The sequence below is a fragment of the Agrobacterium vacciniicorymbosi genome (genome assembly GCF_040427045.1).
Classification (GTDB): Bacteria; Pseudomonadota; Alphaproteobacteria; order Rhizobiales; family Rhizobiaceae; genus Agrobacterium.
This window is the reverse complement of record NZ_JBETMF010000008.1, coordinates 1-26,625: the sequence shown is the minus strand read 5'-3', so window position 1 is coordinate 26,625 and position 26,625 is coordinate 1. Positions and strand designations below refer to the sequence as shown.

General features: G+C 57.6%; 24 protein-coding genes. 13 read left to right on the top strand and 11 right to left on the bottom strand.

The features are described 5' to 3' along the window. The first annotated feature begins 219 nt into the window (after positions 1-219). Positions 220-3,240: an ice nucleation-like protein gene (locus ABUK73_RS13760; protein WP_353577787.1), complete on the top strand. Its 3,021-nt coding sequence runs from the start codon at positions 220-222 to the stop codon at positions 3,238-3,240. A 101-nt stretch (positions 3,241-3,341) separates the two neighbouring features. On the opposite strand, the gene pyk is transcribed toward ABUK73_RS13760, so the two are convergent. Together pyk and ABUK73_RS13750 are read right to left on the bottom strand one after the other, a co-directional pair. Then, positions 3,342-4,781 carry a pyruvate kinase gene (gene pyk, locus ABUK73_RS13755; RefSeq protein ID WP_353577786.1) on the bottom strand — a complete coding sequence of 480 codons (1,440 nt, stop codon included), beginning with the start codon at positions 4,779-4,781 and terminating at the stop codon, positions 3,342-3,344. Next, positions 4,781-5,263: a DUF1036 domain-containing protein gene (locus ABUK73_RS13750; protein ID WP_113089398.1), complete on the bottom strand. Its 483-nt coding sequence runs from the start codon at positions 5,261-5,263 to the stop codon at positions 4,781-4,783. Before ABUK73_RS13750 ends, pyk begins: the two co-directional genes overlap by 1 nt. 194 nt (positions 5,264-5,457) lie before the next feature. On the opposite strand from ABUK73_RS13750, the gene ABUK73_RS13745 reads away from it, so the two are divergent. The 5 genes from ABUK73_RS13745 (at position 5,458) to msrA (ending at position 8,523) form a co-directional block, all read left to right on the top strand. Further along, on the top strand, positions 5,458-6,246 hold the full coding sequence (locus ABUK73_RS13745) for an N-formylglutamate amidohydrolase (RefSeq protein ID WP_353577785.1): 789 nt from the start codon (positions 5,458-5,460) through the stop codon (positions 6,244-6,246). A 13-nt stretch (positions 6,247-6,259) separates the two neighbouring features. Beyond that, a complete protein-coding gene (locus ABUK73_RS13740; protein WP_353577784.1) occupies positions 6,260-6,565 on the top strand; it encodes a DUF1244 domain-containing protein in 306 nt (101 codons plus the stop codon). A gap of 153 nt (positions 6,566-6,718) precedes the next feature. Further along, the gene (locus tag ABUK73_RS13735; RefSeq protein WP_103089095.1) at positions 6,719-6,976 is read left to right on the top strand and encodes a DUF2312 domain-containing protein; all 258 of its coding nucleotides are present in this window, start codon (positions 6,719-6,721) and stop codon (positions 6,974-6,976) included. Between the two features lie 258 nt (positions 6,977-7,234). After that, positions 7,235-7,726 carry a peptide-methionine (R)-S-oxide reductase MsrB gene (gene msrB / locus ABUK73_RS13730; protein WP_113089434.1) on the top strand — a complete coding sequence of 164 codons (492 nt, stop codon included), beginning with the start codon at positions 7,235-7,237 and terminating at the stop codon, positions 7,724-7,726. Positions 7,727-7,800: 74 nt separating this feature from the next. Continuing rightward, on the top strand, positions 7,801-8,523 hold the full coding sequence (msrA, locus tag ABUK73_RS13725) for a peptide-methionine (S)-S-oxide reductase MsrA (protein ID WP_353577783.1): 723 nt from the start codon (positions 7,801-7,803) through the stop codon (positions 8,521-8,523). Between the two features lie 28 nt (positions 8,524-8,551). On the opposite strand, the gene ABUK73_RS13720 is transcribed toward msrA, so the two are convergent. Then, entirely contained in the window at positions 8,552-9,493 is a 942-nt protein-coding gene (locus ABUK73_RS13720; protein ID WP_353577782.1) for an alpha/beta hydrolase, read from the bottom strand. 409 nt (positions 9,494-9,902) lie between these two features. Here ABUK73_RS13720 and ABUK73_RS13715 point away from each other — a divergent pair, with 409 nt between their 5' ends. After that, on the top strand, positions 9,903-10,385 hold the full coding sequence (locus tag ABUK73_RS13715) for an Hsp20 family protein (RefSeq protein WP_113089403.1): 483 nt from the start codon (positions 9,903-9,905) through the stop codon (positions 10,383-10,385). Positions 10,386-10,415: 30 nt separating this feature from the next. Here the strand turns inward: ABUK73_RS13715 and ABUK73_RS13710 are convergent, their stop codons facing one another. Continuing rightward, positions 10,416-11,444: a bile acid:sodium symporter family protein gene (locus ABUK73_RS13710; protein ID WP_353577953.1), complete on the bottom strand. Its 1,029-nt coding sequence runs from the start codon at positions 11,442-11,444 to the stop codon at positions 10,416-10,418. Positions 11,445-11,549: 105 nt separating this feature from the next. Here ABUK73_RS13710 and ABUK73_RS13705 point away from each other — a divergent pair, with 105 nt between their 5' ends. Beyond that, positions 11,550-12,404, top strand: a complete 855-nt coding sequence (locus ABUK73_RS13705) for a LysR substrate-binding domain-containing protein (RefSeq protein WP_353577781.1) — start codon at positions 11,550-11,552, stop codon at positions 12,402-12,404. Here ABUK73_RS13705 and ABUK73_RS13700 read toward each other — a convergent pair. From ABUK73_RS13700 to ABUK73_RS13690, 3 genes are all read right to left on the bottom strand, one after another. Then, positions 12,401-12,796, bottom strand: coding sequence for a helix-turn-helix domain-containing protein (locus ABUK73_RS13700; protein WP_353577780.1), 396 nt, complete (start codon positions 12,794-12,796; stop codon positions 12,401-12,403). The genes ABUK73_RS13705 and ABUK73_RS13700 overlap by 4 nt on opposite strands. A gap of 9 nt (positions 12,797-12,805) precedes the next feature. Next, on the bottom strand, positions 12,806-13,162 hold the full coding sequence (locus ABUK73_RS13695) for a type II toxin-antitoxin system RelE/ParE family toxin (RefSeq protein ID WP_353577779.1): 357 nt from the start codon (positions 13,160-13,162) through the stop codon (positions 12,806-12,808). Positions 13,163-13,223: 61 nt separating this feature from the next. After that, positions 13,224-14,279, bottom strand: coding sequence for a threonine aldolase family protein (locus ABUK73_RS13690; RefSeq protein WP_353577778.1), 1,056 nt, complete (start codon positions 14,277-14,279; stop codon positions 13,224-13,226). Positions 14,280-14,680: 401 nt separating this feature from the next. On the opposite strand from ABUK73_RS13690, the gene gltB reads away from it, so the two are divergent. The 4 genes from gltB to ABUK73_RS13670 are packed head-to-tail and all read left to right on the top strand — an operon-like array spanning position 14,681 to position 21,584. Continuing rightward, a complete protein-coding gene (gltB, locus tag ABUK73_RS13685) occupies positions 14,681-19,387 on the top strand; it encodes a glutamate synthase large subunit (protein WP_454892374.1) in 4,707 nt (1,568 codons plus the stop codon). A 56-nt stretch (positions 19,388-19,443) separates the two neighbouring features. After that, positions 19,444-19,710 (top strand): antitoxin, encoded by a 267-nt coding sequence (locus tag ABUK73_RS13680; protein WP_162237915.1) that lies wholly within the window; start codon positions 19,444-19,446, stop codon positions 19,708-19,710. Further along, complete coding sequence (locus ABUK73_RS13675; RefSeq protein ID WP_353577776.1) at positions 19,707-20,105, top strand: type II toxin-antitoxin system VapC family toxin; 399 nt, start codon at positions 19,707-19,709, stop codon at positions 20,103-20,105. Before ABUK73_RS13680 ends, ABUK73_RS13675 begins: the two co-directional genes overlap by 4 nt. 21 nt (positions 20,106-20,126) lie before the next feature. Beyond that, a complete protein-coding gene (locus ABUK73_RS13670) occupies positions 20,127-21,584 on the top strand; it encodes a glutamate synthase subunit beta (protein WP_353577775.1) in 1,458 nt (485 codons plus the stop codon). 80 nt (positions 21,585-21,664) lie between these two features. Here ABUK73_RS13670 and ABUK73_RS13665 read toward each other — a convergent pair whose 3' ends face one another. From ABUK73_RS13665 to ABUK73_RS13650, 4 genes are all read right to left on the bottom strand, one after another. Then, positions 21,665-21,844 carry a hypothetical protein gene (locus tag ABUK73_RS13665; RefSeq protein WP_353577774.1) on the bottom strand — a complete coding sequence of 60 codons (180 nt, stop codon included), beginning with the start codon at positions 21,842-21,844 and terminating at the stop codon, positions 21,665-21,667. A gap of 116 nt (positions 21,845-21,960) precedes the next feature. Beyond that, complete coding sequence (locus ABUK73_RS13660) at positions 21,961-22,602, bottom strand: LysE family translocator (RefSeq protein ID WP_353577773.1); 642 nt, start codon at positions 22,600-22,602, stop codon at positions 21,961-21,963. Between the two features lie 86 nt (positions 22,603-22,688). After that, the gene (locus tag ABUK73_RS13655; RefSeq protein WP_353577772.1) at positions 22,689-24,023 is read right to left on the bottom strand and encodes an SGNH/GDSL hydrolase family protein; all 1,335 of its coding nucleotides are present in this window, start codon (positions 24,021-24,023) and stop codon (positions 22,689-22,691) included. Positions 24,024-24,085: 62 nt separating this feature from the next. After that, a complete protein-coding gene (locus ABUK73_RS13650; protein WP_353577771.1) occupies positions 24,086-25,321 on the bottom strand; it encodes a lytic murein transglycosylase in 1,236 nt (411 codons plus the stop codon). Between the two features lie 198 nt (positions 25,322-25,519). Here ABUK73_RS13650 and galU point away from each other — a divergent pair, with 198 nt between their 5' ends. Further along, on the top strand, positions 25,520-26,407 hold the full coding sequence (gene galU, locus ABUK73_RS13645) for a UTP--glucose-1-phosphate uridylyltransferase GalU (RefSeq protein WP_353577770.1): 888 nt from the start codon (positions 25,520-25,522) through the stop codon (positions 26,405-26,407). Positions 26,408-26,625: the final 218 nt, after the last annotated feature.

Genomic DNA, 26,625 nt, shown 5'->3' with positions numbered 1-26,625 from the left:
AATCAGCACTGTACGCATGAAGCTTTTTCATTGCGCCGGTTCTCGCGAGCCATGTTCCTTTTAAATTCGCTGTTTGCGCAACGTTGTCTGACTTGCCGTTTCCGGTTTTGTCGGGAGTTCCGTATCGATTGGCTTTTACCGATGTCTGCGGTGGGGTGTGGTGTCGATATGGCTTCGTTGGGTGAACATCGATCTTGTATTTGACGGTGTCGCGCGCCCATGACCTCCATTGCCACTCTTCCGACGAAGCAGATCGCCCAGCTTCCGAACTCCACCATTGCCACGTTGACAAAGAATGATCTGGAAGAGCTGAAGTCTTCGCAAATCAAGGTTCTGACGTCCAGCCAGATAAGCGCGCTCGACACGGGTGTCGTTTCTACACTGAGCACGAAAGTGATCAGCGCCATTGCGACGAAATCGATCACGGGATTGACGCTGAACCAACTAACCGCCATTGGCACCACGCAGGTTTCCGGTCTGACGACCGGTCAGGTGAATGCGCTTTATGCAAGCCAGCTCGACGGATTTTCATCGTCGCTGATCGAGGCGCTTGACAGTAAACAGGTTTCTGCGCTTTCGAGCCAGCAGGTCGCGACACTGTCGGCAGCTGAACTCAACAGCTTCACTGCGGGCGAAATCGCTTCCATCAAAAAGACATCGCTTTTCGGCTTGCTGACATCGTCGCTCGCAGGTCTTGCGACAGATAAGATTACTGCTTTTACCACAACTCAAATCGCCGCTTTCTCTTCAGATCAGCTGAAGGCGCTGACCTCGAACCAACTTTCCGCGCTGACCTCGACCCAGTTTGCGGCCCTGACGACAAAGCAGCTCTCCGGCCTGTCATCACAGGCGATCGCTTCTCTCAGCAGCGACAAGCTTGCGGCCATGACCACCAAACAGGTCGCCGCCCTTTCGTTGGAACAGTTCACCGCCCTGACCTCGACCAGCCTTGAGGGCTTGACAAAGACACAGGTCTTGGGGCTGACATCGACGCAAACTGCTACGCTGACGGCTGACGAACTCAACAGCTTTACCGGCGAAGAAATTGCATCCCTCAAGAAGGCCGCGCTTGCCGGACTGACGACATCGGCGATTGCCGGTCTCACCACGGATAAGATTACGTTTCTGACGACGTCGCAAGTCGCGGCTTTGTCGTCGGATCAGATGAAGGCTTTGAGCTCTGCTCAACTCGCGGCCTTGGAACCCGGCCAATTCGCAGCGATGACGAGCAAGCAGATCGCTGGTCTATCTACCAACGTCATCGCAAATCTTGATAGTTCTCAAGTGGGGGCCCTTACGTCGAAGCAGATCGCTGCGCTGACAACCACGCAGTTCGATGCCTTGACCTCAAGCGGCATCGAAGGTCTGACGAGCAAGCAGGTAGCTGGGCTTAAATCGCTGCAGGTCGCGACTTTGAGCGCTGATGAGTTGAACACCTTCACGCCTCAGGAAATCGCGTCTCTCAGCAAAACGTCGATTATAGGCATGACGACGGCCGCTCTTGCAGGTCTGACCACGGACAGAATTGCGGCTCTGACCACGACACAGGTCGCGGCCTTGTCGTCGCAGCAAATGCAGGCTCTCAGTTCATCTCAACTTGCGGCGTTGGAACCCAACCAGTTCGCGGCGATGACGACGAAACAGATTGCCGGGCTATCCACCGACGCCATTGCCAATCTCAGCAGTTCCAAACTCGCTGCCATGACGACAAAGCAGGTGGGGGCTTTGACGACAGTCCAGTTCGGCGCTTTGACGTCCAGCAGCATTGAGGGGTTGACCACGAAGCAAGTCGCGGGGCTGAAGTCGCAGCAGGTCTCCACTTTGGACGCGACCGAACTCAACACCTTCGCCCTCGATGAAATTGCCTCCATCAACAAGGCATCTATTGCCAGCATTACGACCGCAGCGATTGCAGGTTTGACGACGGACAGGATTGCGGCCTTTACCACGACGCAGGTCGCGGCCTTGTCATCGCAACAAATGCAGGCTCTTAGTTCGGCTCAGCTTGCTGCATTGGAACCCAGTCAGTTTGCGGCGATGACGACAAAGCAGATCGCCGGGCTTTCGACCTCTGTGATCGCCGATCTCGATGCCTCTCAAGTGGCAGCCATGACATCGAAGCAAATGTCTGCGCTGACGACCTTGCAGTTCGATGCTTTGAGTTCAAGCAGTATTGAAGGTCTGACAACGAAGCAGGTCGCAGGTCTGAAATCCCAGCAGGTTGCTACGTTGAGCGCAGCCGATCTGAACACCTTCACCCCTGAAGAGATCGCATCACTGAGCAAGTCCGCGATTGCGGGGTTGACGACCACCGCGCTCGCGGGTCTCAGCAATGACAGGCTCGCAGCGCTGACAACGGCGCAGATTTCAGTTCTCTCGTCGCAGCAAATGCAGGCGCTCAGCCCGTCTCAATTTGCCGCGCTGGAGCCTAATCAGTTTTCTGCGATGACGGCAAAACAAATCTCGGGCCTTTCGACGACGGTCATTGCAGGCCTGGACGGAGACGATGTCGCAGCCTTCACCACAAAGCACATCAAGGCTTTGTCCACGACCCAGTTCGATGCGCTGAGCTTTGGCAGTATCGAGGCTCTCGACAGGAAACAGGTAGCGGGGTTAACCGGCAAACAGGCCGCTACCCTGTCTGCAGAAGAACTGAACAGTTTTAGCTCTGACGAAATCGCAACGCTTACAAGGGATGCGATCAGTGGTTTGACCACCTCCGCTATCGCCGGTCTTTCGGACGATCTCGTCACCGCCATGAAGACCGCACAGATCGGCAACCTGTCAACGGCGCAGGTGAATGCGCTAACCCCGAGCCAGTTTTCCGCTTTGACGCCCCAGCAGTTCTCCGCCTTGGGAACCAGGGAGCTTGCCAGCCTCTCGACTGATACAATTGCCAGTCTCGATACTGCCCGGCTCAGCGCCTTGACAACCAAACAGCTTGCTGCCCTGACGCCAGCGCAGTTTGAGGCTTTGAGCCCAGAGAGTATCGAGGCGCTGAACCAGACTCAGGTTGCATCATTGACCGCCAAGCAGTTGGCGACACTGGATGGAAGCGAACTCAACTCCTTCACCACATCGGAGATCGCCTCGATCAAGAAAACCTCGATTTCCGGTCTGGCGACCTCCGCCCTGGCCGAGCTTTCCGACACTCATATCAAAGCCTTCTCAACAACGCAGATTCAGGCCATGAGCTCTGCTCAGGTGAACATCGTCGTCATGGCCTATCAGGACGTCTAGTCAGCCTTATCGGTAAAACAAAAAAGGCGCAGCCGATGCTGCGCCTTTTTTGTTGAGCTTTGAAATGCGGCAGCGAAGACATGCTTCGCTGCCGTTTCCTTTTAAACGCCGCTCTGGCCGTCAGAGCCGATATAGGCGATGCGGACCATGTTGGTTGCGCCGGGTGTGCCGAGCGGAACACCGGCTGAGATGATGATGCGGTTGCCGGGTTTGCCGAAACCTTCGTCCACCACGATGCGGCAGGCGCGGTTGACCATGTCGTCCAGATCGCTTGCATCGCCGGTGACGACGCAGTGCAGGCCCCAGACCACGGAGAGGCGACGAGCCGTCTGGATGATCGGCGACAGCGCGATGATTGGAACCTGTGGACGCTCGCGGGCGGCACGCAGGCCGGTGGTGCCCGACGATGTGTAGGTGACGATGGCAGACAGGCCGAGCGTTTCGGCAATCTGGCGTGCTGCCAGAGAAATGGCGTCGGCACCCGTTGCTTCAGGCTGGGCGCGCTGCGCGTAGATGATGCTGGAATAATGCGGGTCCTGCTCAACCGTGCTGGCAATCGAGGCCATGGTGGAGACGGCTTCGACCGGATAATCGCCGGAGGCGGATTCGGCAGAGAGCATGATGGCGTCAGCGCCTTCGAAGACGGCAGTTGCAACGTCTGAAACTTCGGCGCGCGTTGGCACGGCTGCGGAAATCATCGATTCCAGCATCTGCGTGGCAACGACGACCGGCTTGCCGGCTCTGCGGCAGGCGCGGGTCAGCTGCTTTTGAATGCCAGGAACGGCTTCCAATGGCATTTCAACGCCAAGGTCGCCACGGGCAACCATCAGCGCGTCGGACAGTGCGATGATTTCCTCGATGCGCTCGACAGCTTGCGGCTTCTCGATCTTGGACATGAGGCCAACGCGATTACCGGCGATCTTGCGCACTTCGACCAGATCTTCCGGGCGCTGTACGAAGGAAAGCGCGACCCAATCGACATCGTCAGTTGCCAGAACGGCATCCAGATCGACGCGGTCCTTGTCGGTCAGAACACCGACGCCGAGCAGGGTATCGGGCAGGCTGATGCCCTTGCGGTCGGAAATCTTCGTGCCGGATACCACGGTTGTCACGATGCTCTTGCCGTCGCATTTTTCAGCGCGCAGATGCAGCTTGCCATCGTCGATCAGCAGGCGGTCGCCTGGCTTTACGGCTTCGAGAATTTCTGGATGCGGCAGGAAGACGCGGTTCTTGTCGCCCGGTGCTTCATTGTTGTCGAGCGTAAAGGTCTGACCTGCAACGAGATCGACCTTGGTCTCTGCAAACTTGCCGACGCGAAGCTTGGGGCCCTGAAGGTCGGCCAGAATGCCTATGGGACGGCCAACGCGGCTTTCGACCGAGCGAATGCGCTGGATCAGCGTGCGCATCACGTCATGGCTGGCATGGCTCATATTGATGCGGAAGAGATCGGCGCCAGCCAGATGGAGCTTCTCGATCATTGCCTCGTCGGATGATGCCGGGCCGAGAGTTGCAAGGATTTTGACTTTGCGATTACGCTTCATCAGTTCTGACTTTCCTGTGTACCTGGCGTGTCCGAAAGCTGGACCATCCAGCTTCCCTGTCGACCCGTATCGTATTCCTTGAAACCCATTCGCTGGAAACTACGGGCATAACAATCGTCCACGCCGTTGATCTTGAACTCGTTTTCCGCGACGCACATGTTGACGTCGCCGGTCCAGCGACCGCCACGGGCGGCATCTTCGGCGTAGAGATAATAATAGCGCGACTGCAGCTCACCCTCGATCAGAGTGGCGCAGGTGGAGGCAGGAACCTGCCACCAGCCTTCCGAAACCCAGCCATCCTGCGCACGGTAGCCGATGGCAACGCCGACGAGGTTCTGCGTGCTGTTGCAAACGCGGAAATCCGCCAGAGCCGGTTCTGCAAGAAGAAGCGGGGCGGTGAACAGGGCGGCTGCGGAGAAAAAGCGTATCGCGCGCCGGTGTTTTTCAAGGAGGGCGGAGAATGTGTGTGGCACGGCTTCCATCCGGATTCCATGGTTATAAAATGAAAACACTTCTTGGCGCGGACGCCCAAGAAAGTCAACGCGACTTCAATCGATTATATTTCCGTAGGATCCCGTGTGCGGTGCTGTGAGTGGCTGTGATGCCGTCTTAACTTGCGCGTGGCGGCGAGCCATGCCATCAAGCGTCTCTCCCTTATCGGCCTTAGAAATCAGACATGTCAGACTTCCAGCCATACGAAATCATAGAAGGCGATTATGACAAAGGCATGGTTCTGCTTGCAGATCACGCCACGAACCTTCTGCCCCAAGCTTACGGTAATCTCGGCTTGCCGCAAGCCGCTTTTCAGCGCCACATCGCTTTCGACATCGGCATTGAAGGTCTGACGCGAAAGCTTGCCGCGCAATTGCGCGTGCCGGCGGTGATGAGCCGGTTTTCCCGACTGCTGATCGATCCCAATCGCGGCGAGGACGACCCGACCCTCATTATGAAGATTTCCGATGGAGCGATCATTCCCGGCAACCACCCCATCACGCAAGACGAGTGGGATTTGCGGCTGAACACCTACCACAGGCCCTATCACAATGCCGTGGGGTCGGTGTTGGACACGGTGGCCGATAAATCAGGCAAGGCGCCGCTGGTCTTTTCGCTGCATTCCTACACACCGTTCTGGAAAGACGTGCCCCGTCCGTGGCATGCGGCGGTTTTGTGGGACACCGACCACCGTGCCGTAACGCCCCTGATTGCGCGTTTGCGGGCCGCTGGCGACATTCTGGTAGGGGATAATGAACCCTATGACGGAGCGCTCAAGGGCGACACCATGTATCGTCATTGCATGATCAAGGGCATTCCCCACGCGCTTCTGGAAGTGCGGCAGGATCTGATCGGCGATGAGGCCGGGATCGCCGACTGGGCGCAGCGCCTTGCTCCCATTTTTGCCGCAATGAATGATGATCCCACCCTGCACGAATATCAGCAGTTCGCCTCGCGGACCGGACCTTACTAAAGCGGAGAGTACGATGAGCGAACTTGGCGATATTACGAAGACAGAGCTGGAAGCAGCGGCTTTTCGCAGGCTGCTCAAGCATTTGCGCGAGCGTAGCGATGTGCAGAACATCGACCTGATGAACCTTGCCGGTTTTTGCCGCAACTGCCTGTCCAACTGGTATACGGATGCGGCGAAGGATGCGGGCCACGAGATCAGCAAGGATGCCGCCCGCGAGATGGTCTATGGAATGCCCTATGATGTGTGGAAAAACCTGCATCAGAGCGAAGCAAGCGATGCCCAGAAAGTCGCATTCGAGCAAAACAAGCCCAAGGAATAAGGTCGCAAGATCGGAATCGGCTTGACGCGGCGGCTTTGGGCGGGCAGTTCACCATCCTGAAAAATTAGGCTGCCTGTGCGGCTACGGGCTTCGGCCTCCACCAGTTTTGAATCATGAGGCTCCGCGTAAAGAGCCCCACCCGTGAAGGAAAAGATAATGGACGAAACAGCCACAACCGAAACCGTCGCCGCCGCAGAACTGCGCCAGTTCATCGAGCGCATCGAGCGTCTCGAAGAAGAAAAGGCCGCGATTTCCGGCGACATCAAGGACGTGATGGGCGAAGCCAAGGGCCGTGGCTACGACACCAAGGCCATCCGCACCATCATCCGTCTGCGCAAGAAGGACGCCAACGAGCGTATCGAAGAAGAAACGATTTTGCAGACCTATATGGCTGCACTTGGCATGGAGTGACGAGCACTCGTCCTTTTATCGCTTTGAACGTCGCTGGCGGCTGCAACACTGCCGCCAGCCTTATGCCTTCGCCTCGCGACAGGGCTGCCCGCAGCAATCTGCTTGCGCCTGTTCTTCTCCAGACGAACACCGATATGTGATCGGCTCCTTGCGCTTTTGTCACCCAATCGGGCTCGGCAAGCCTGTTAAAGCTGAAACTTAATCCTCACCGGCACGTAAGAGTCACCATGACGCGATTTCAAAGCGGAGGTGATGATTATGGACAGGCGCGATTTTCTGGTGGCCGGTGCGGCGGTCTTTACAGCGGGTTATCTTTCTGGCGGTGTTCGACCCATTCTGGCTGCATCGTCCAAGAGTTTTGCCGTTACCCATACGGACAGTGAGTGGCGCAAGCTGCTGACGCCTGCGCAGTTCAATGTTCTGCGGCAGGAGGGAACGGAATTTCCGGGCAGCAGCCCGTTGCTGGCGGAACACCGCAAAGGTACGTTTTTATGTGCCGCTTGCGATCAGGCGCTGTTTTCATCCGACACCAAATTCGAAAGCGGAACCGGCTGGCCGAGTTTCTGGAAGCCTCTTGACAATGCTGTCGGCACCACACGCGATGCATCGCTGGGCATGGAGCGAGTGGAGGTCCACTGCGGCAGATGTGGTGGGCATCAGGGCCATGTGTTCAACGACGGGCCAAAGCCGACAGGGCTGAGATACTGCATGAATGGCGTTGCCATGACATTCAGGCCAGCCTCCGCTTGATGCGCGCGTTATCACCAGAGTTTTTTGAATGCTGGCATACGGTCATGCATTCCACACCGGTTGAGGAGGCCGTCATGCGCAGAGCATTTCCATTGTCCAAGTCATTGAGAACGTTTGCCGGGTCGGGCCTGATTGTCGCGGCACTGGCATCTTCCACCATCATCGCATCCGCGCAGGAAGGGCTCAAAATCCCCGCGCCTGCGGTGGATGAGAAAAGTTCAGCAGCAACGGAAACGGCCATATTTGCCGGTGGCTGTTTCTGGGGCGTGCAGGGCGTGTTCCAGCATGTTGCGGGCGTTGATAACGCCGTTTCGGGTTATGCGGGCGGCGCAAAGGATACCGCCAGTTACGAAACCGTGAGTGGCGGCAGGACCGGCCACGCGGAATCCGTCAAGGTTACCTTCGATCCGCGCAAAGTGAGCTACGGTCATCTGCTGCAAATCTATTTCTCGGTGGCGCATGACCCGACGGAACTGAACCGGCAGGGACCTGACACCGGGACGCAATATCGCTCGACACTGTTTCCAACCAATGCTGAGCAGGCGCGTGTGGCCAAGGCCTATATCGAGCAGCTGAACAAGGCGCATATCTACAATGAGCCCATTGTGACGACGATAGAGCCGAACAAGCCGTTCTATCCTGCGGAAGGCTATCATCAGGATTTTCTGACCAGCAATCCGACCTATCCCTATATCGTCTATAACGACCTGCCGAAGATCGAAAATCTGAAGAAGATGTTTGCCGCAGATTACCGTGCGCAGCCGGTTCTAGTTGCCAAGGCAGGCATTGGAAACTGACCGATGTGCCGGGCGTCAGCCCGCACTCTTAAGCTTCCGGCGCAAAGAAGGCGTCTATCGCGGCCAGAGCCTGGTTGCGATAGACATCGCGCTCCAGAAAGAGTTCGTGCCGTGCGCCTGTGACCGGGATGAGCTGTGCCGCGCGGAAGTTGCGCGATAATTGCTCCTGCGCCGCATAGGGCGTAAGTGAATCGCGCATGGGTGCCAGAAGCAGGGTCGGCACGGTGATGTTGGTCAGATGGTCCTGCTTCGTGACCCAAGGCATTGTTTTCAGCACTTCGAACAGCCAGCGTGCCGTTGGCGCACCGATGAAGAGTTCCGGATGCTCCGTGCCGATTGCGAGATTGCGGGCAAAGCGGGCAGGGTCGGATGTCAGCGGATTGTCATCGAAAGACCGTTCGCGCTGGTCCTTGCCGAGTTGGACACCACCAAGACCGATCAGGCTGAGCGATGTCGCGACGAGCTTGATGAACCAGCTGGGCAGGGATTGCCCGCCCAGCGTGATGAAGGGCGCGCTCAGCACCATGCGCTCGATGCGGTTGGACAGCGCTGGCCCCATGGAAAGGGCGGCAAGCCCGCCGGTGGAATGGGCCAGCAAAAAGAAGGGCAGGCGCGTATCCGGCAGCACGACCTGTTCCAGAAACAGCGAAATATCCTTCTGATAATCCGAAAAGCGCCGCACATAGCCCGCATGGGCTTTTTTCAGCATCCGTTCCGATCCGCCCTGTCCGCGCGTGTCGAAGGTGGCGACCCAGAAGCCCTTGGCTGTCAGATCGTTGACGGTCTCGAAATATTTCTCGATGCATTCGTTGCGGCCATGCAGCAAAACGATGGTGCCGCGTGCCACGGAATGGCTGGAGCGGAAAATCGCGTAGCGCAGCTTCTTGTTTTTATGACCGGTAAAATAGCCCGCGATGTGGTTCTCGGGCACGGGGTTGCCCTTGGTCGCGTATAATATGGCTTCGGTCATGGATGGGGTTTCCGACTTGGCACTGACGAGATGGTTCAGAACGGGATAAGTTGCGCATCCTCACTCGTCAAAGGAAAAGTCTTGGCACGTCGAAGGAAAAATTGCCGGAACCGTCGGGCTTAGCAGTCGCGGTTCCGGCGAAGATGACAGAAGAAGAAGGGACGTTACACTTCTGCCGCCGGAGATGGCCTCCGATGTGTCGATTCATATCGCCGTCAAACTGAACGATTTCAGAACCATTCGTTCAGTTGTCGTTCAGGCGCATTCCGGGTCGCTAAAACTCTTGAACTTGCCCAAATGCCTTCCCATCTCTTTGTCACGGTCGCCAGAACGGGACCGTGTCCGGCCACTCATCGCCAGTACGGGGTGAGGGCCATAACCGCAAACAGTCGCTCATAAGGAGGACACCATGCGTCACGTTGATTTTTCCCCACTTTACCGCTCCACGGTCGGTTTCGACCGCCTTTTCTCCATGCTCGATGGCCTTGGCCAGCCGGAACAGGCACAAGCCTACCCGCCCTATAACATAGAGCGCACCGGCGAGAATGCTTACCGCATCACCATGGCGGTGGCCGGTTTCGATGAAAACGAACTCAGCATCGAATCCCGCGCCAATGTTCTGACCGTGAAGGCTGAAAAGGCTGATGAGACCAAGGAAAGCGAAGGCGAATTCCTCTATCGCGGCATTGCCAAGCGCGCCTTCGAGCGCCGCTTCCAGCTTGCCGACCACGTTGAGGTGCAGAACGCCTCGCTGAAGAACGGCCTGCTGCACATTGATCTTCTGCGCAATATTCCCGAAGCCATGAAACCCCGTCGCATCGCGATTGTTTCAGACGTAACGGACGAGCCAAAGCAGATCGAAGCGCAGGTAACGCCTGCTCAGGTCAACTAAGCCCTCTGGCATAGCCTGACGAAACGGCCCTCATTGCAGGGCCGTTTTTGTTTGTTCCGATGCGAGTGCGATCTCGGCGGCTTTCTTCGTTTCGATGTCCTTGGCTTTGTTGGCATAACGCTGCGCAATCACGGCGCAGGCCATCAACTGTATCTGGTGAAACAGCATCAGCGGCAGCACGATGGCACCGATGCTCTGGCCTGCAAAAATGGCACCGGCCATGGGCACGCCGCTCGCCAGGCTTTTCTTGGAGCCACAGAAGGTGATGGTAATTTCGTCTTCCTTCTTGAAGCCGACGAGGCGGCTGCCGAACATGGTGATGCACAGGACGAGGATGAGCAGGGCCATGTCGATGCCGATGACGACGCCGATGTCGCGCAGGGTGAACTGGTTCCAGATGCCTTCGATGACCGCTTCACTGAAAGCCAGATAGACGACCATCAGGATAGAGCCGCGATCAACCGGAGCCAGTAGCTTTTTGCGCGCACGAATCCAGTCGCCGATCCATGGCTGCAAGGCCTGACCCAGAATGAAGGGCAGCAGCAATTGCAGGAAGATTTGCCCAAAGGCATCCAGTGAAAATCCGCCGCCATGGCCGCCGACTGTAAACAGAAAGCCAACGAGCAGCGGCGTCAAAAACATCCCGAAAATATTCGATGCCGATGCCGCGCAAATCGCCGCCGGAACATTGCCGCCCGCCATGGAAGTGAAAGCGATGGAAGACTGTACTGTGGATGGCAGGACGCACAAAAACAAGACGCCCATGTAAAGCGGGGCAGGCAGAATGCTCTGCGGAATGTAACCCAGGCCGACGCCGATCAGCGGAAACAGACCGAAGGTGACCAGCAGGATGACCAGATGCAGACGCCAGTGCAGAACACCTGCAATCACCACATCACGCGACAGTCTTGCGCCATGCAAAAAGAACAGAAGCGCAATCGCACATTTGGTGGCGATGCCGAAGTAATCGGCGGCTTGACCGCTGACAGGCAGGAGAGAAGCGATAATGACGGTGGCGACCAGCATCATGGTGAAGCGGTCGGGCAGGAAGCGGCTCATGGCGGCGTGCTTTCGTTTTTCTGGTTTTGCATTGAACTGGTTTGCATTATCGCTCATCATGAAATGAGATGCAAAAACTAACAGTTATCATGATGTGAGATAACCATGCTCAACCTTCAGCATCTCGCCAGCTTCGTAACGCTGGAGCAAACCATGAGTTTCACCCATGCCGCCGAGCGGTTGGGCATCGGCCAATCAACGCTTAGTCAGCATATTCAGCGGCTGGAAGCCTTTCTCGGCCAGCGCCTGATCGCGCGCGACACTCACCGCGTTCGCCTGACGCCGGAGGGCGAGGCGCTGCTGGGCTATGCCCGCAACATGCTGGATATCAACAACAAGGTCGCCGCTCTCTTTGGGGAAAGCAGGCTTCGTGGCCGCCTGCGCCTCGGCGTTTCCGAAGACTTTGTCGCAAGCCGCCTCACGGTTATTCTGGAAGAGTTCACACGGCTCTATCCGCTGGTCGATCTGGAGCTGACGGTGGCGCTGAGCGGCGCGCTGTACGAAATGCAGGACAATGGCGAGCTGGATGTGGTGCTGGCAAAACGACGGCTGGGCGATCAGCTCGGGCACTTCCTCTACCGCGAACCTCTGGTGTGGCTGGCAAAAGACCCGGATGCCGTGATTGCCCGAGAAAACGCCCTGCCGCTCATCGCCTTCCCGCCGCCCAGCATCACTCGCAAGGCCGCGCAGGAAGCGCTCGACCGCGCCGGTGTCGCCTGGCGCATCGTCTGCACCTGCGCCAGCCTCAGCGGTTTGACTGCCGCCGCGCGCGCGGGGATGGGCGTTCTCGTGCAGCCGCGCAGCATGGCGCCTTCGGGATTGCGCGAACTGCCCAAGGGGGCTCTGCCTGCATTGGAGGACGTGGAATTCGTGCTTCAGCCGAGGAAGGGCGCGGATGCGGAACTGGTCGAGGCACTGTCGAAGCTGGTTATGGCGAAGGGCATGGTGCCGGGCGTCTAAGCCGCGGTCGCTGCTGACGGACGTTTGCGGGGACGTTTTTCTGACACGGTGTGCTTTTCTGATGGTGAAGGCTCACCGCCCTCACAGAAACCGGCAAGAACGACGGGTTCGTGTCCTTCAAAACGGACAACAAGGTCCAACTCGCCGCCAAGTGCGCGCACATACCCGCGCAGGGTGGACAGCAGAAGGTCCGAACGCTTTTCCAATTGCGCAACAGAAACCTGCTTGGTCCCCATCTTCTTGGCGATGGTTTCCTGCGTCATCGCGCGCGCCTTGCGCAGTTTTTGCAAGGTATCGTATTCGTCGAGCAGTTCCCGCGTCCGGCGGTCTGAAGCTTCGATCTCATCGGGTGACATGGTCGCGTTGAAAACGTCGTCTGCGGAAATGGGCATAGCCTTTTCTCACTCTTTTTTCAGCCGCTGCAAATGCGCGTCGAAACGCATATCGGCTGTCTTGATCAGCTTTTTATAGAAACGCCGCTCGCTGACGCCGGATTTGTCTCCGGCCACAAGCAGAATGGCGCTTCGGGATGGATCGAAAGCAAAGGCCACTCTCCAGACACCGTTTGCAGCATCGAAACGCAATTCCTTCATGTTGGCGTGTTTGGAGCCATTCAACGTATCGACCCGTGACCGCCCATAGGAGGGACCATGGATTTTCAAAACATTCACCTGCGCACGAAGCTCGATTTTTACCTCCGCTTCGAATGCGCCGAACTTGTTCGCGAAATCCTCGTCAAATTCCACACGCCACGTCATGAAATATAACTTTCAAATTATATAACTTCAAGCCTATATTTGAATTTGACGAAGGGAGTTTTTACGAAGCCCCGCAAATCCGCAGGAAATCATCTACGTCGTTCTCCAGCGTCGCGAAGCTTGTGACGAGGCGGATGAGTTGTTCGTTTTCGCCGACGGGCTCCGGCATGTCATGGGGGACGGGCCAGTCATAGAAGCTGGCACCGGCCTCTTTGGCGGCCTTGGCCTTGTCCTTGTTCAGCACCACGAAAAGCTCGTTGGATTGGGTCGGCCAAGCCAGACGTGCGCTGTTGGAAGCGGAGAGGCCGTTGCGCAGGCGCGTTGCCATGGCATTGGCGTGGGCGGCCAGTTCCAGCCAGAGGTCGTCCTTGAAATAGGCGTCGAATTGCGCGGCCATGAAGCGGGTCTTGGAGAACAGCTGTGCCGAACGCTTGCGGATGAAGGGCAGGTCTCCTGCCGTTTTCGGGTCCATGTAAACGATGGCTTCCGCGCACCAGCAACCGTTTTTCGTTGCGCCGAAGGAGAGAATATCAACGCCGCGCTTCCAGGTCATTTCGGCTGGCGTTGTGCCCAGCGCCATCATGGCGTTACCAAAACGTGCGCCATCCATGTGCAAGGGTACACCGGCATTTTTAGCGATTTTCGAGATGGCGTCGATTTCATCGAGTTCGTAGACCGTACCCTGCTCTGTCGCCTGCGTCAGCGTGACCAGCATGGGCTGGCCCTGATGGATGGAGCCGGGCGGGAAGCGACCGATGGCAGCTTCGAGGTTCTTCGGCAGCATCTTGCCGTTGGGTCCAGCGACGGGCATCAGCCGCGAGGCGTTGGAAAAATACACCGGCGCACCGCATTCGTCTTCGATAACGTGGGCTTCGGAATGGCAGAAGGCGATGCCGCCGGGGCGGGCAACGCTGGCCATGGCCAGTGAATTGGCAGCCGTGCCGGTGCCGACGAAGAAGACGGCGACCTCGCGCTCGAAAATTTCGTTGAAGCGCTTTTCGATGGCGCGGTCCAGTTCGCTGGTGCCGTAGGCTGCCGCGAAGCGGGTGGATTCCTTCATCAGCCGCTCATTGATGGCGGGGTGGGCGCCTGCCCAATTGTCGGAAGCAAAAAACATGGGTCTGCACTTTCGATGAGTTGACGATGGGCGGGAGTGGCTGTCGTGCCAAACGATTGTCGTTTTATGGCCTTATCGTCGGGAACGCAAATCAGGCAATGAAAGCAATGATTTCGTCTTTTTGCCGGAAGAAAGTTGCGCAAAGATTCCCGCGCAAGACATTTAGCGTCATTTTGTATGTTTATAAAATGTTGCGGTGGACTTGCAGAGCCGCATCGTTTCTGTCAAAATCCATCCAGAATTAAGACAGCATTGCTGTCCTAAATTGACAAGCGGACGCGAAGCCTCTATCCGGAAACGGTGAGGAGGTCGAGCATCCGCCTCTCTGCGTGAAGCCATGCAACCTGTTGCAGGAGGGACGAAACATGACGATCAAGCTGGAAGGCGAAAACGCCGCGGCGATGTTGACCAACGACTGTCCGACGGACGCTCAGCCGCAGGCTGCTGCTCCGCGCGCAACGATTGGTGGTCTGCCTGAAAAGCAGGGTCTTTATGATCCGCGCAAGGAGCATGATGCCTGCGGCGTCGGCTTCGTGGCGCATATGAAGGGTCAGAAGTCCCACCAGATCGTCAAGGATGGCCTGTTCATTCTCGAAAACCTCACCCACCGTGGTGCTGTCGGTGCCGATCCCCTGATGGGTGATGGCGCGGGCATTCTGGTGCAGATCCCCGACAAGTTCTTCCGTGAGGAAATGGCGCTTCAGGGCGTGACGCTGCCCAAGGCTGGCGAATATGCCGTTGGCCACATCTTCATGTCGCGTGATGCCGCGCAGATCGAGCACTACAAGAAGGTCATCATCGATGTCATCGGCGAGGAAGGCCAGCAATTCCTCGGCTTCCGCGATGTGCCGGTCGATAACTCGTCGCTCTCCAAGGCTCCCGACATTGCCGCCACCGAGCCGCACCATGTGCAGGTCTTCATCGGTGCAGGCCGCGATGCAGCGACCAATGCCGAGTTCGAGCGGCAGCTGTTCCTGATCCGCAAGGTTCTGTCCAACCGCATTTATGACGCTGGCGGCGGCAAGGAAGCGCAGGATTTCTATCCGGTTTCGCTGTCGTCTTCGACCATCGTCTATAAGGGTATGTTCCTGGCCTATCAGGTCGGCGCCTACTACAAAGACCTGGCCGATCCGCGTTTCGAGTCTGCCGTCGCACTCGTTCATCAGCGTTTCTCCACCAACACCTTCCCATCCTGGAAGCTGGCGCACCCGTATCGCATGGTCGCCCATAACGGTGAAATCAACACGCTGCGCGGCAACGTCAACTGGATGGCGGCACGTCAGGCTTCCGTTGCCTCGCCGCTGTTCGGCGAAGACATTTCCAAGCTCTGGCCGATTTCCTATGAGGGGCAGTCGGACACCGCCTGCTTCGACAACGCACTCGAATTTCTGGTGCGCGGCGGCTACTCCATGGCGCATGCCGTGATGATGCTGATCCCCGAGGCATGGGCTGGCAACCAGTCCATGTCGCCGGAACGCAAGGCGTTTTACGAGTATCACGCAGCGCTGATGGAGCCATGGGATGGCCCGGCTGCCGTTGCCTTTACCGATGGCAAGCAGATCGGTGCTACGCTGGACCGTAACGGCCTGCGCCCGGCCCGTTATCTCGTCACCGACGATGACCGCATCATCATGGCGTCCGAAGCCGGTACATTGCCGGTGCCGGAAGAGCGCATCATCAAGAAGTGGCGTTTGCAGCCCGGCAAGATGCTGCTGATCGACATGGAAAAGGGCTCCATCGTTTCCGACGAGGACGTCAAGCACGAGCTTGCCGCCAAGCATCCGTATCGCACTTGGCTGGATCGCACCCAGCTGATCCTCGAAGACCTGAAGCCCGTCGAGCCCCGCGCGCTGCGTCGCGACGTGTCGCTGCTCGACCGTCAGCAGGCCTTTGGTTACACCAGCGAAGACACCAAGCTTCTGATGTCGCCCATGGCGACGACCGGTCAGGAAGCAATCGGTTCTATGGGCACCGACACGCCGATTTCGGCCATGTCGTCCAAGTCGAAGCTGCTTTACACCTATTTCAAGCAGAACTTCGCGCAGGTCACCAACCCGCCGATCGACCCGATCCGCGAAGAGCTGGTGATGAGCCTTGTTTCCTTCATCGGTCCGCGCCCGAACATTCTCGACCACGAAGGTGCCGCCCGCGCCAAGCGTCTGGAAGTGCGCCAGCCGATCCTGACCAATGGCGATCTGGAAAAGATCCGCTCCATCGGCCACACGGAAGACCGTTTCGACACCAAGACGCTGGACTTCACCTATGCGGTGGAGCGTGGTGCCGAAGGCATGCCGGAGATGCTGGACCGCTTGTGCGAGCGTGCGGAATCCGCCGTTCGCGGTGGTTACAACATCATCGTCCTGTCTGACCGTCAGCTCGGGCCGGACCGCATCGCCATTCCGGCGCTGCTGGCTACCGCTGCCGTGCACCATCACCTGATCCGCAAGGGTCTGCGCACCTCGGTCGGCCTCGTTGTCGAAACCGGCGAGCCGCGCGAAGTGCACCATTTCTGCCTGCTGGCCGGTTATGGTGCCGAAGCCATCAACCCCTATCTCGCCTTCGACACGCTTCTGGACATGCACAAGCACAATGCATTTCCAAAGGAAGTGTCCGACGATGAAGTCGTCTATCGCTACATCAAGGCGGTCGGTAAGGGCATTCTCAAGGTCATGTCCAAGATGGGCATTTCCACCTACCAGTCCTATTGCGGCGCGCAGATTTTCGACGCCATCGGCCTGTCTTCGCAGTTCATCGAACAATATTTCTTCGGCACAGCTACGCAAATTGAAGGCGTTGGCCTGACGGAAATTGCCGAGGAAACCGTATCGCGTCACACAGACGCCTTCGGCAAGGACCCGATCCTTGCCAGCACGCTGGATATCGGTGGCGAATATGCCTATCGCATGCGCGGCGAAAGCCATGCCTGGAGCCCGGATGCGGTTGCCACCTTGCAGCACGCCGTGCGTGGCAACAGCCAGGAGCGTTACCGCGAATTCGCGGAAATGGTGAACGACACCAACCTGCGCATGAACACCATTCGCGGCCTGTTCAAGGTCAAGGGTGCCGAGGCGCTGGGTCGCAAGCCGATCTCTGTCGATGAGGTCGAGCCTGCCGTCGATATCGTCAAGCGTTTCTCCACCGGCGCCATGTCCTTCGGCTCCATCAGCCGCGAAGCGCACACGACGCTGGCGATTGCGATGAACCGCATCGGCGGCAAGTCGAACACGGGTGAGGGCGGTGAAGAATCCGACCGTTACCTGCCGCTGCTCAACGGCCAGCAGAACCCGGAACGCTCCGCCATCAAGCAGATCGCTTCCGGCCGTTTCGGTGTGACGACGGAATATCTCGTCAATGCCGATATGCTGCAGATCAAGGTCGCGCAGGGTGCCAAGCCCGGCGAAGGCGGTCAGTTGCCCGGCCACAAGGTGGATGCGACGGTTGCCAAGACCCGCCACTCCACACCGGGCGTCGGCCTCATTTCGCCACCGCCTCACCATGATATCTACTCCATCGAAGATCTGGCGCAGCTGATCTACGACCTGAAGAACGTCAACCCGGAAGCCGATGTTTCCGTCAAGCTCGTCTCCGAAGTCGGTGTCGGCACGGTTGCGGCTGGCGTTGCCAAGGCACGTGCGGACCACATCACCGTCTCCGGTTTCGATGGCGGCACCGGTGCGTCTCCGCTTACCTCGCTCAAGCATGCCGGTTCGCCATGGGAAATCGGCCTTGCCGAGACGCAGCAGACGCTGGTCATGAACGGCCTTCGTTCACGTATCGCCTTGCAGGTGGATGGCGGCTTGAAGACGGGTCGCGACGTCATCATCGGTGCGTTGCTGGGTGCCGACGAGTTTGGCTTTGCAACGGCTCCGCTGATTGCGGCTGGCTGCATCATGATGCGCAAGTGCCATCTCAACACCTGCCCTGTGGGCGTTGCCACACAGGACCCGGTTCTGCGCAAGCGCTTCAAGGGCACGCCGGAACATGTCATCAACTACTTCTTCTTCGTCGCCGAAGAAGTGCGCGAAATCCTGGCCTCGCTTGGCGTGTCCAAGCTGGACGAGATCATCGGCGCTTCCGAACTGCTCGAGAAGGATGAGATGCTGGCGCACTGGAAGGCCAAGGGGCTCGATTTCAGCCGCATCTTCCACAAGGTCGATGCGCCGAAGGAAGCGACCTACTGGACCGAGCGCCAGAAGCACCCGATTGACGATATTCTCGACCGCAAGCTGATCGAGAAGTCGATGCCGTCTCTCGAAAACCGCGAGCCCGTGGTCTTCGAAGTGCCGATCAAGAACGTCGACCGCTCTGCCGGTGCGATGCTTTCGGGCGCGCTTGCCAAGCGTTGGGGCCATAAGGGCCTGAAGGATGACACCATCCATGTGCTGCTGCGCGGTACAGCGGGCCAGTCCTTCGGCGCGTTCCTTGCACGCGGCATCACCTTTGATCTCGTGGGCGACGGCAACGATTATGTCGGCAAGGGTCTGTCGGGTGGCCGCATCATCGTCCGTCCGCCGGAAAATGCTCGCATCATCGCCGAAAACTCGATCATCGTCGGCAATACCGTGCTGTACGGTGCCATCACCGGCGAGTGCTATTTCCGGGGTGTAGCAGGTGAACGTTTCGCCGTCCGCAACTCCGGTGCCATTGCCGTTGTCGAAGGCGTGGGCGACCATGGCTGCGAATATATGACGGGCGGCATCGTCGTTGTCCTAGGTGAAACCGGCCGCAACTTCGCAGCTGGCATGTCTGGTGGTGTGGCCTATGTGCTGGATGAGCAAGGCGATTTCGCCAAGCGCTGCAACATGGCCATGGTCGAGCTGGAGCCGGTGCCGGAAGAAGACGATATGCTGGAAAAGCTGCACCACCACGGCGGCGACCTCATGCACAAGGGACGTGTGGACGTCTCCGAAGACATGACGCGCCACGACGAGGAGCGTCTTTACCAGATGATCTCCAACCACTTCCACTACACCAACTCCAACCGCGCCAAGGACATCCTCGACCGCTGGAGCGAGTTCCGCCCGAAATTCCGCAAGGTCATGCCGGTCGAATACCGCCGTGCGCTTGAGGAAATGGAGCGGATGAAAATGGGTGTTGCGGCGGAATAGTTGGATTTCGACAAGTCCTGTGATATGCTTTGTCATATCACAGGATGGAGGCAGTCATGAATGTCGTCAAGATTGCGCAGGTCTTCAATAATGGGAGAAGCCGGGCGATACGAATTCCCAAAGAGTTCGAGTTCGAAGCGGATCAGGTGGAAATCAGCATGAATGAAAATGGTGATCTGCTTGTTCATCCGGTTAGGACGCCTCGTTCTCCTGCGAATTTGGTGGCGTGGCTGCGCACACTTGAGCCGCTTTCTGAGGAAGACCAGATGCCGGAAATCGAGGACTATCCACCGGAGCCTGTGGACATCGATTTTCCAGAATGAGGTATCTGTACGACACGAACATCATCTCCAACCTGATCCGATCTCCTGAGGAGAGGGTGGGCCAACGCACGGCGGCACTTGCGATTGGGGACTTGGGGACGAGCATTATTGTGGCGGCAGAACTTCGATTTGGATATCGCAACCGTGGTTCACGGCGGCTGGAAATGCTGGTCGAGCAGGTTCTGGCAGACTTCGAGATAGCACCTTGGGCATCGCCTGCGGATATGCACTACGCCGAGATACGCAGCACCTTGCAGAAGCAGGGTCAGTTGATCGGCCAAATGGATATGCTGATCGCCGCACACGCGCTTGCGCTCGATGCGGTGGTCGTGACGGACAATGAGAGAGAGTTTTCCCGGGTTCCGGGATTGAAAGTTGAAAATTGGCTGCGATAGCGCCGCAGAAGGAACTGAAGCATGGGCAAGGTTACAGGTTTTCTGGAAATAGATCGTCAGGTTGGCAAGTATCAGCCGGCGTCGGATCGTATTCGCCATTTCCGGGAATTCACCATTCCCATGTCGGACCCGGAAGTGCAGAAGCAGGCGGCGCGCTGCATGGACTGTGGCATTCCCTATTGCCATGGCCCGACCGGCTGCCCGGTTCATAACCAGATCCCCGACTGGAACGATCTGGTCTATAACAACAATTGGGAAGAGGCGATCCGCAACCTCCATTCCACCAACAACTTCCCTGAGTTCACTGGCCGTGTCTGTCCCGCACCTTGTGAGGAAGCCTGCACGCTGAACCTCGAAGATGCACCGGTTGCGATCAAGACGGTCGAGCAGGCTATTGCCGACAAGGCCTATGAGCTTGGCTTCATCGTGCCGAAGCCAGCCACCGTGCATACTGGAAAGAAGGTCGCCATCATCGGTTCCGGCCCATCCGGTCTGGCGGCGGCGCAGCAGTTGGGCCGCGCGGGCCACGATGTGCATGTCTATGAGCGCGAATCCAAGGCGGGCGGTTTGCTGCGCTATGGTATTCCCGACTTCAAGATGGAGAAGAACTTCATCGATCGTCGCGTGGAGCAGATCAAGGGCGAGGGCGTGACCTTCCATTACGGCGTTAATGTCGGTGTCGACATGACTGTTGAAACGCTGATCGCCGAACATGATGCCGTGCTGTATTGCGGCGGTTCGGAAACACCGCGTCCTGCCGGTATCGGCGGCACGGAATTCCATGGCGTTCACGATGCGATGCCGTATCTCGTGCAGCAGAACCGCCGCGTCGGTCGTGAAAGCATCGACAGCGTTGGTTGGCCTTCCGATCCGATCCTTGCCGGTGGCAAGCATGTGGTCGTGGTTGGCGGTGGTGATACGGCGTCTGACTGCGTCGGCACGGCGTTCCGTCAGGGTGCCGTCAAGGTTACGCAGCTCGACATTCGCCCGATGCCGCCCGAAAAGGAAGACAAGCTTGCCGTCTGGCCATACTGGGCCACCAAGATGCGTACGTCATCTTCTCAGGCAGAAGGTGCCGCACGCGAATTTCAGGTCGCGACGCTTGAATTCGTCGGTGACGAGGATGGTGTGCTGACAGGCGTGAAGTGCTGCCAGGTGGATGAGCGCCGCAAGCCGATTGCCGGCACGGAATTCATCATAAAGGCCGATCTCGCCTTCATCGCCATCGGCTTCTCCGGCCCTGCCACCGATAGCGTTCTGAAAGAGATGGACGGCAAGCTGACGCTCAACACCGACCGTCGCGGCTCCACCAACGTTGTTGCCAATGACAAGGACTACAAGACATCGATCGACAAGATGTGGGTCGCAGGCGACGTCCGCCGTGGCCAGTCTCTTGTGGTCTGGGCCATCCGCGAAGGCCGTCAGGCTGCGCGCGCTATCGATGAGGAGTTGATGGGCAGTTCGGTGCTGCCGCGCTGAACATGATAAAGGCGGCCAGATGGCCGCCCTTTATACGCAGTATGATCCCCGCCAATAGACGGGGATCATACGAATGAAAATCAATGCTTGTCTTTGTGGCTCTGCTGACCGGCCTTCATCTGCTGGTCGTGAGAGCCGCCTTGTTTGCCGCTCTTCATGTCAGCGCCGGAAGCGGACGATGCGCTTTTGGTGTCGCTAGTTTTGCCAGATTTTTGACCAGCCTTGCCATGCTGCTCGTGTGTACCACCTTGGTGGGCCATGATGTTTACTCCTCATATCCATCATTACGAGGCGTCATGCCTCGCGCGGAGTTAACATTAGCCGCCTAGGGATCGTTCCGGCTTTAATATTTCGTGATCCGCTGACTTCGATGGGATCATGTGCTGCTTGTCAGAAGCCGAATACCTGCCAGAGTGAAAAACGCTCCTAGTGTCGCTTGAATGATGCGACGTGCTTGGGAGTAGAGCCGTACCATCACGGGGGTGGAAAACGCGATGGCGTAAGCCAGATGAATGGCCACAGACAGTATCGAGGTGCCTATAACGATCACAAGCCCAACCCAGCTGGGTGCATCCTGAGCCAGTCCGAGCGAAATGATCGCGATCCATGTCAGAGCGGCTTTGGGGTTCGTCATTTGAACGGTCAAGCCTCGTAACCAATACCCATAAGGTGTACGTCTGCCTTCTGATAGGTCTTTGACTTCAATGTCTTGTCTGGACGATGCCGATTTGAACGCCTTGTAGGCGAGCCATAGAAGATAGAGGCCACCGCCAATTTTGATGATGATCAACGCCATCGCGTAGTTTGAAAGCAACGCTGATAGCCCCATGACTGTCAAGGTCGCCCAGCAAAAGGAGCCGGTCGCAATTCCAAATGCGAGAGCCATGGCGGGAATTCTTCCAACCCCCATAGATGTGCCGATGACGGCCAGAACATTTGGTCCGGGACTGGCAATTCCAAGGAGAAAGGCGGAGTACGCCATGAATATTCCGGGTAGATAAATTGCTAGCTCGCCCATTTTCTATCTCTTTTCGAAAGGTATCGATGGGCTGACAATAAGAGAATTTTATCGCCTATGTTTCGGTCTCGACCGAATGATGATCTCTACTTCGCCGCCGTCTCCGCAGGGGCTGGCATGCGGTAGTCATCCACGCGGCCAAGTGGGGCGTCGTCCATCAGGCCGCGTTTGGTGAGTTTTTCGCGGGGGGATTCTGTGACGGTGAGTTTGGGGGGCGTTTTGCCGCCTAGCAGGACGTCTCCGCCGTCGAGGTCAGGGTCCGTCAGGCTGATGGGCTGGGTGCGGACTTGCTGGGCGTCGATGCCAAGCGCTGGAAGCGAGGTGAGGGCGGGCAGGTTGCTGCCGTCTAGCTTCATCAGGTCCGGGCCTGCGCCATCCAGATGGCGGCGGACGAATTTTTCCACATAGAAGGCGAGCTTCTGCTTGCCAGCCTGGGTCATGCCGATGCCATCGGCTTCGCGCAGACGGGCCTGCTGACCGTTGACGTCGTAGCCGGTCGTCACGAACTTGCCCGCCTCATCCACGAAGCCGTCCCAGACATCCACGAATTCGCCGCCCGCCTTTTCAATATGGCTGCGGTAAAGCCGGTTGAAGCCGACGAAGTCTGCGGTGAGCGATGGAGACTGGAAAGCAGGCAGGCCGACCCACAGGACAGGCACCTGTTGGCGCTTGGCGAGCGCAATCAGTGCATCGATGCGGCGCTCATATTCCTTGAACCAGATATCGCTGCCGTATTTTTCCTTAGTGTCGCCAATCACCATCTGCTGGCGATCGTTGGAGCCCATCATGATGACGATGGTGGCCGGGCTGGTTTCTTTCAGGAATTGCGGCAGGTTGGCGAACCAGTCGTAATAATCCGTGCGCACGAGTCCCGACGAGCCGTTGGAGCGGACATCCACGGTGATGGCAGGTGAGTTCTGGAAGGTGGAGACCAGCGCTTCGCCCATGCCACCTGCGAGAAAATCACCGATGACAAGAACGCGGCGGGCGTTTTCGAGTTTTTCCACCGGGGCTGGCGGTGTCGTTCGCATTTGCACCACGGATGGGGTCTTGCGCGGTGCCTGTGGGCGAATGACGGCGCGGTTGTCCCTTGGCGGTTGTTGTCTGCGCATTCTCGGCTGGCTGCGGTCGGGTGCATACATGCGGTCATCCCGCATGTTCGGGCCGCCAAACAGCATGTCGAACAGGGTGCGCCGCTCTCTTGAGTCCTGCGCATGCGCGTTATCGGAAACGATAGGCAGGCAGATGACGAGCGACAGGGCCACTACCGCACCCCGCCGTGCGAGCAGCCTGAAGCTTGCTGTCCATGGAGTGTCGATCCTCGGGACAGGCCCGAGGATGACTGAGGAACACTTGTCCTCTTTCGAAACGAGACGACCGGCTCCGTTGCTCGGCATGTTGCCAATCGTAATCTTCACCACGGCGTGAACCTCCCGGACGGTTCTTTATGTTTTTCTAATTCTGGTCCCGCCCGCGGGTCCTGTCAATTGCGCAGGGCGCGCAGCAGCTTGCGGGATGGTTCGCCGTCGTTTTCCATGCCCATGCGCTTCTGGATGGCGCTGATGGCAGCCTTGGAGCCGGAGCCGAAGTTGCCATCGACCTCGCCATCATAATAGCCGAGTTCCTTCATGCGCGTCTGAAGCTCGAATTTTTCCTTGATGTCGAGCGTGTTTTCCGGGCGTGGCCAGGATTGCTGCATGCCACCAAAACCGGCGATCTCGTCTGCCAGCAGACCAACGGCCAGTGCGTAGCTGTCGGAAGCATTGTATTTCTTGATGGTGAAGAAGTTCTTCGTCATCAGGAAGCCGGGACCATTGGATCCGCCCTGCATCTTCAGCATGGCGCGGTCGGAACCGCGCGGAAAGCCCTTGCCATTGGGGCGGGCGAAGCCCAGCTTCTGCCATTCGGCCATGGATTTCGTCTGGCCTTCATAGCGTGCGCCGCCATTGGGAACAGCCGTTTCATAACCCCAGGTTCTGCCTGGTTCCCAGCCATTCTTGGCCAGCAGGTTTGCAGCGGTTGCCAAGGCGTCCGGAATGGAGTGCCAGATGTCGCGCTTGCCATTGCCATCCGCATCAACCGCGTAAAGCAGGTAGCTGGTGGGAATGAACTGCGTGTGGCCCATGGCACCAGCCCAGGAGCCGGTCAGTTGCTTCGGCGTCACGTCGCCATTTTGAAGAATCTTCAGCGCTGCGATCAGCTGCGTGCGGGCAAATTTGCCGCGCTTGGGGTCGGAATAGGCAAGCGTTGCCAGCGCTTGCGGAATGTTGTGCAGGCGTTCCGGCTTTTCCAGAACCGCACCGTAATTGGATTCCATCGACCAGATAGCGAGGATGATGTGCTTGTCCACCTTGAAATTCCGCTCGATCCAGTTGAGCGTGGTGGCATGCTTCATCTTCATTTCACGGCCGATCCGCACCGTGTAAGGGTTCACGCGGCTATCGACGTAATCCCAGATCTGGGTGGTGAATTCGGGCTGGAAGGTGGCTTTGCGCAGGGCGTCCGGGTCTGGCTCGGTCACACCGGCAAATGCCTTCTGGTAGGTCGCCTTTGAGATGCCTTCCTTTGCGGCAGTGGTGTAGAACTGGTTGATCCACTGTCGGAAACCTGCATCGGCATTCGCTGTTGCTGGCGCAAGGGCAATCGCGATACCCGCAAATGCCATGCAGCCAAATTTGCGGACGTACGAGCGGATGGGGGAAAGGATCAGCTTTTTCATCGGCAGTCTTTCGTTTCTCTCGAATTTCATTTCGATTGCGAGATACGCATCGGGCTTCACGATGTAATACCAACTCAAAGTCAACAAATTCTTTACCATTAACCAAAGGTAACGTCACTCTTTACAAAAGTTTGCCACTTTTGACATAACAAAGTCGTGGGCGAGTTTTGATCCAGTTGAGTCTCTCAGGAGGAATGTGTGGTAGAACAGAAGAAAATTCGGAAAGCGGTTTTCCCGGTGGCGGGTCTTGGAACGCGTTTCCTGCCTGCAACAAAGGCTGTTCCGAAGGAAATGCTGACCGTGGTCGACAAGCCGGTCATCCAATATGTGGTGGATGAAGCCGCTGAGGCCGGTATCGAGCATTTCGTGTTCGTGACAGGTCGTGGAAAAGCGGTGATCGAAGACTACTTCGACATTCAGTTCGAACTGGAGCAGATGTTGCGTGAGCGCAACAAGAATGCCGAACTGACCTTGCTTGCCGGACTTTTGCCCAAGGCGGGCACGGCCAGCTTCACGCGCCAGCAGGTGCCGCTCGGTCTTGGCCACGCAGTATGGTGCGCACGCGATATCGTTGGCGACGAGCCGTTCGCTGTGCTGTTGCCTGACATGATCATGCATTCGCAGAAAAGCTGCCTCAAGGGCATGGTCGATCTTTACGACCAGACCGGCGGCAACGTGATTGCGGTGCAGGAATGCGCGCCGGACCAGACGCATAAATACGGCATCGTCGGTGTCGGCGAAACCGTTGGTGAAGGCTTCAAGATCACCGAAATGGTGGAAAAGCCTGCCAAGGGAACAGCACCATCGAACTTCTACATCAATGGTCGCTACATTCTGCAGCCTGAAATTTTCGACATTCTCGAAAATCAGGAACGTGGCGCCGGTAACGAAATCCAGCTGACGGACGGCATGCTCTCGCTTGCCAAGAGCCAGGAATTCGCCGGTTACCGCTTCGATGGCGAAACCTTCGACTGCGGCGCCAAGGACGGCTTCATTCTCGCCAATCTGGCCTTCGCTCTGGAACGTGCAGACATTCGCCCGTCCATCGAAGAGCCGTTGAAGGCGCTGGTTAGCCGCTTGAAGTGATTGGTTGCCGCCATTCCGCAATCCAGACCGCACAGGGGACTGGGTTCATATGGCAGCATCCAAAATCTCCGTCATCCTCGGGCTTGTCCCGAGGATCTGACCACGTTGGATCTTGTGGTTCGTTAGATCCTCGGCACAAGGCCACTGCTGTCCGGTTTAATCTCACACCCATTGCATTACCATCTGGTCTTTGTGTCGGTTGGTGCTGGGTGGTGGTT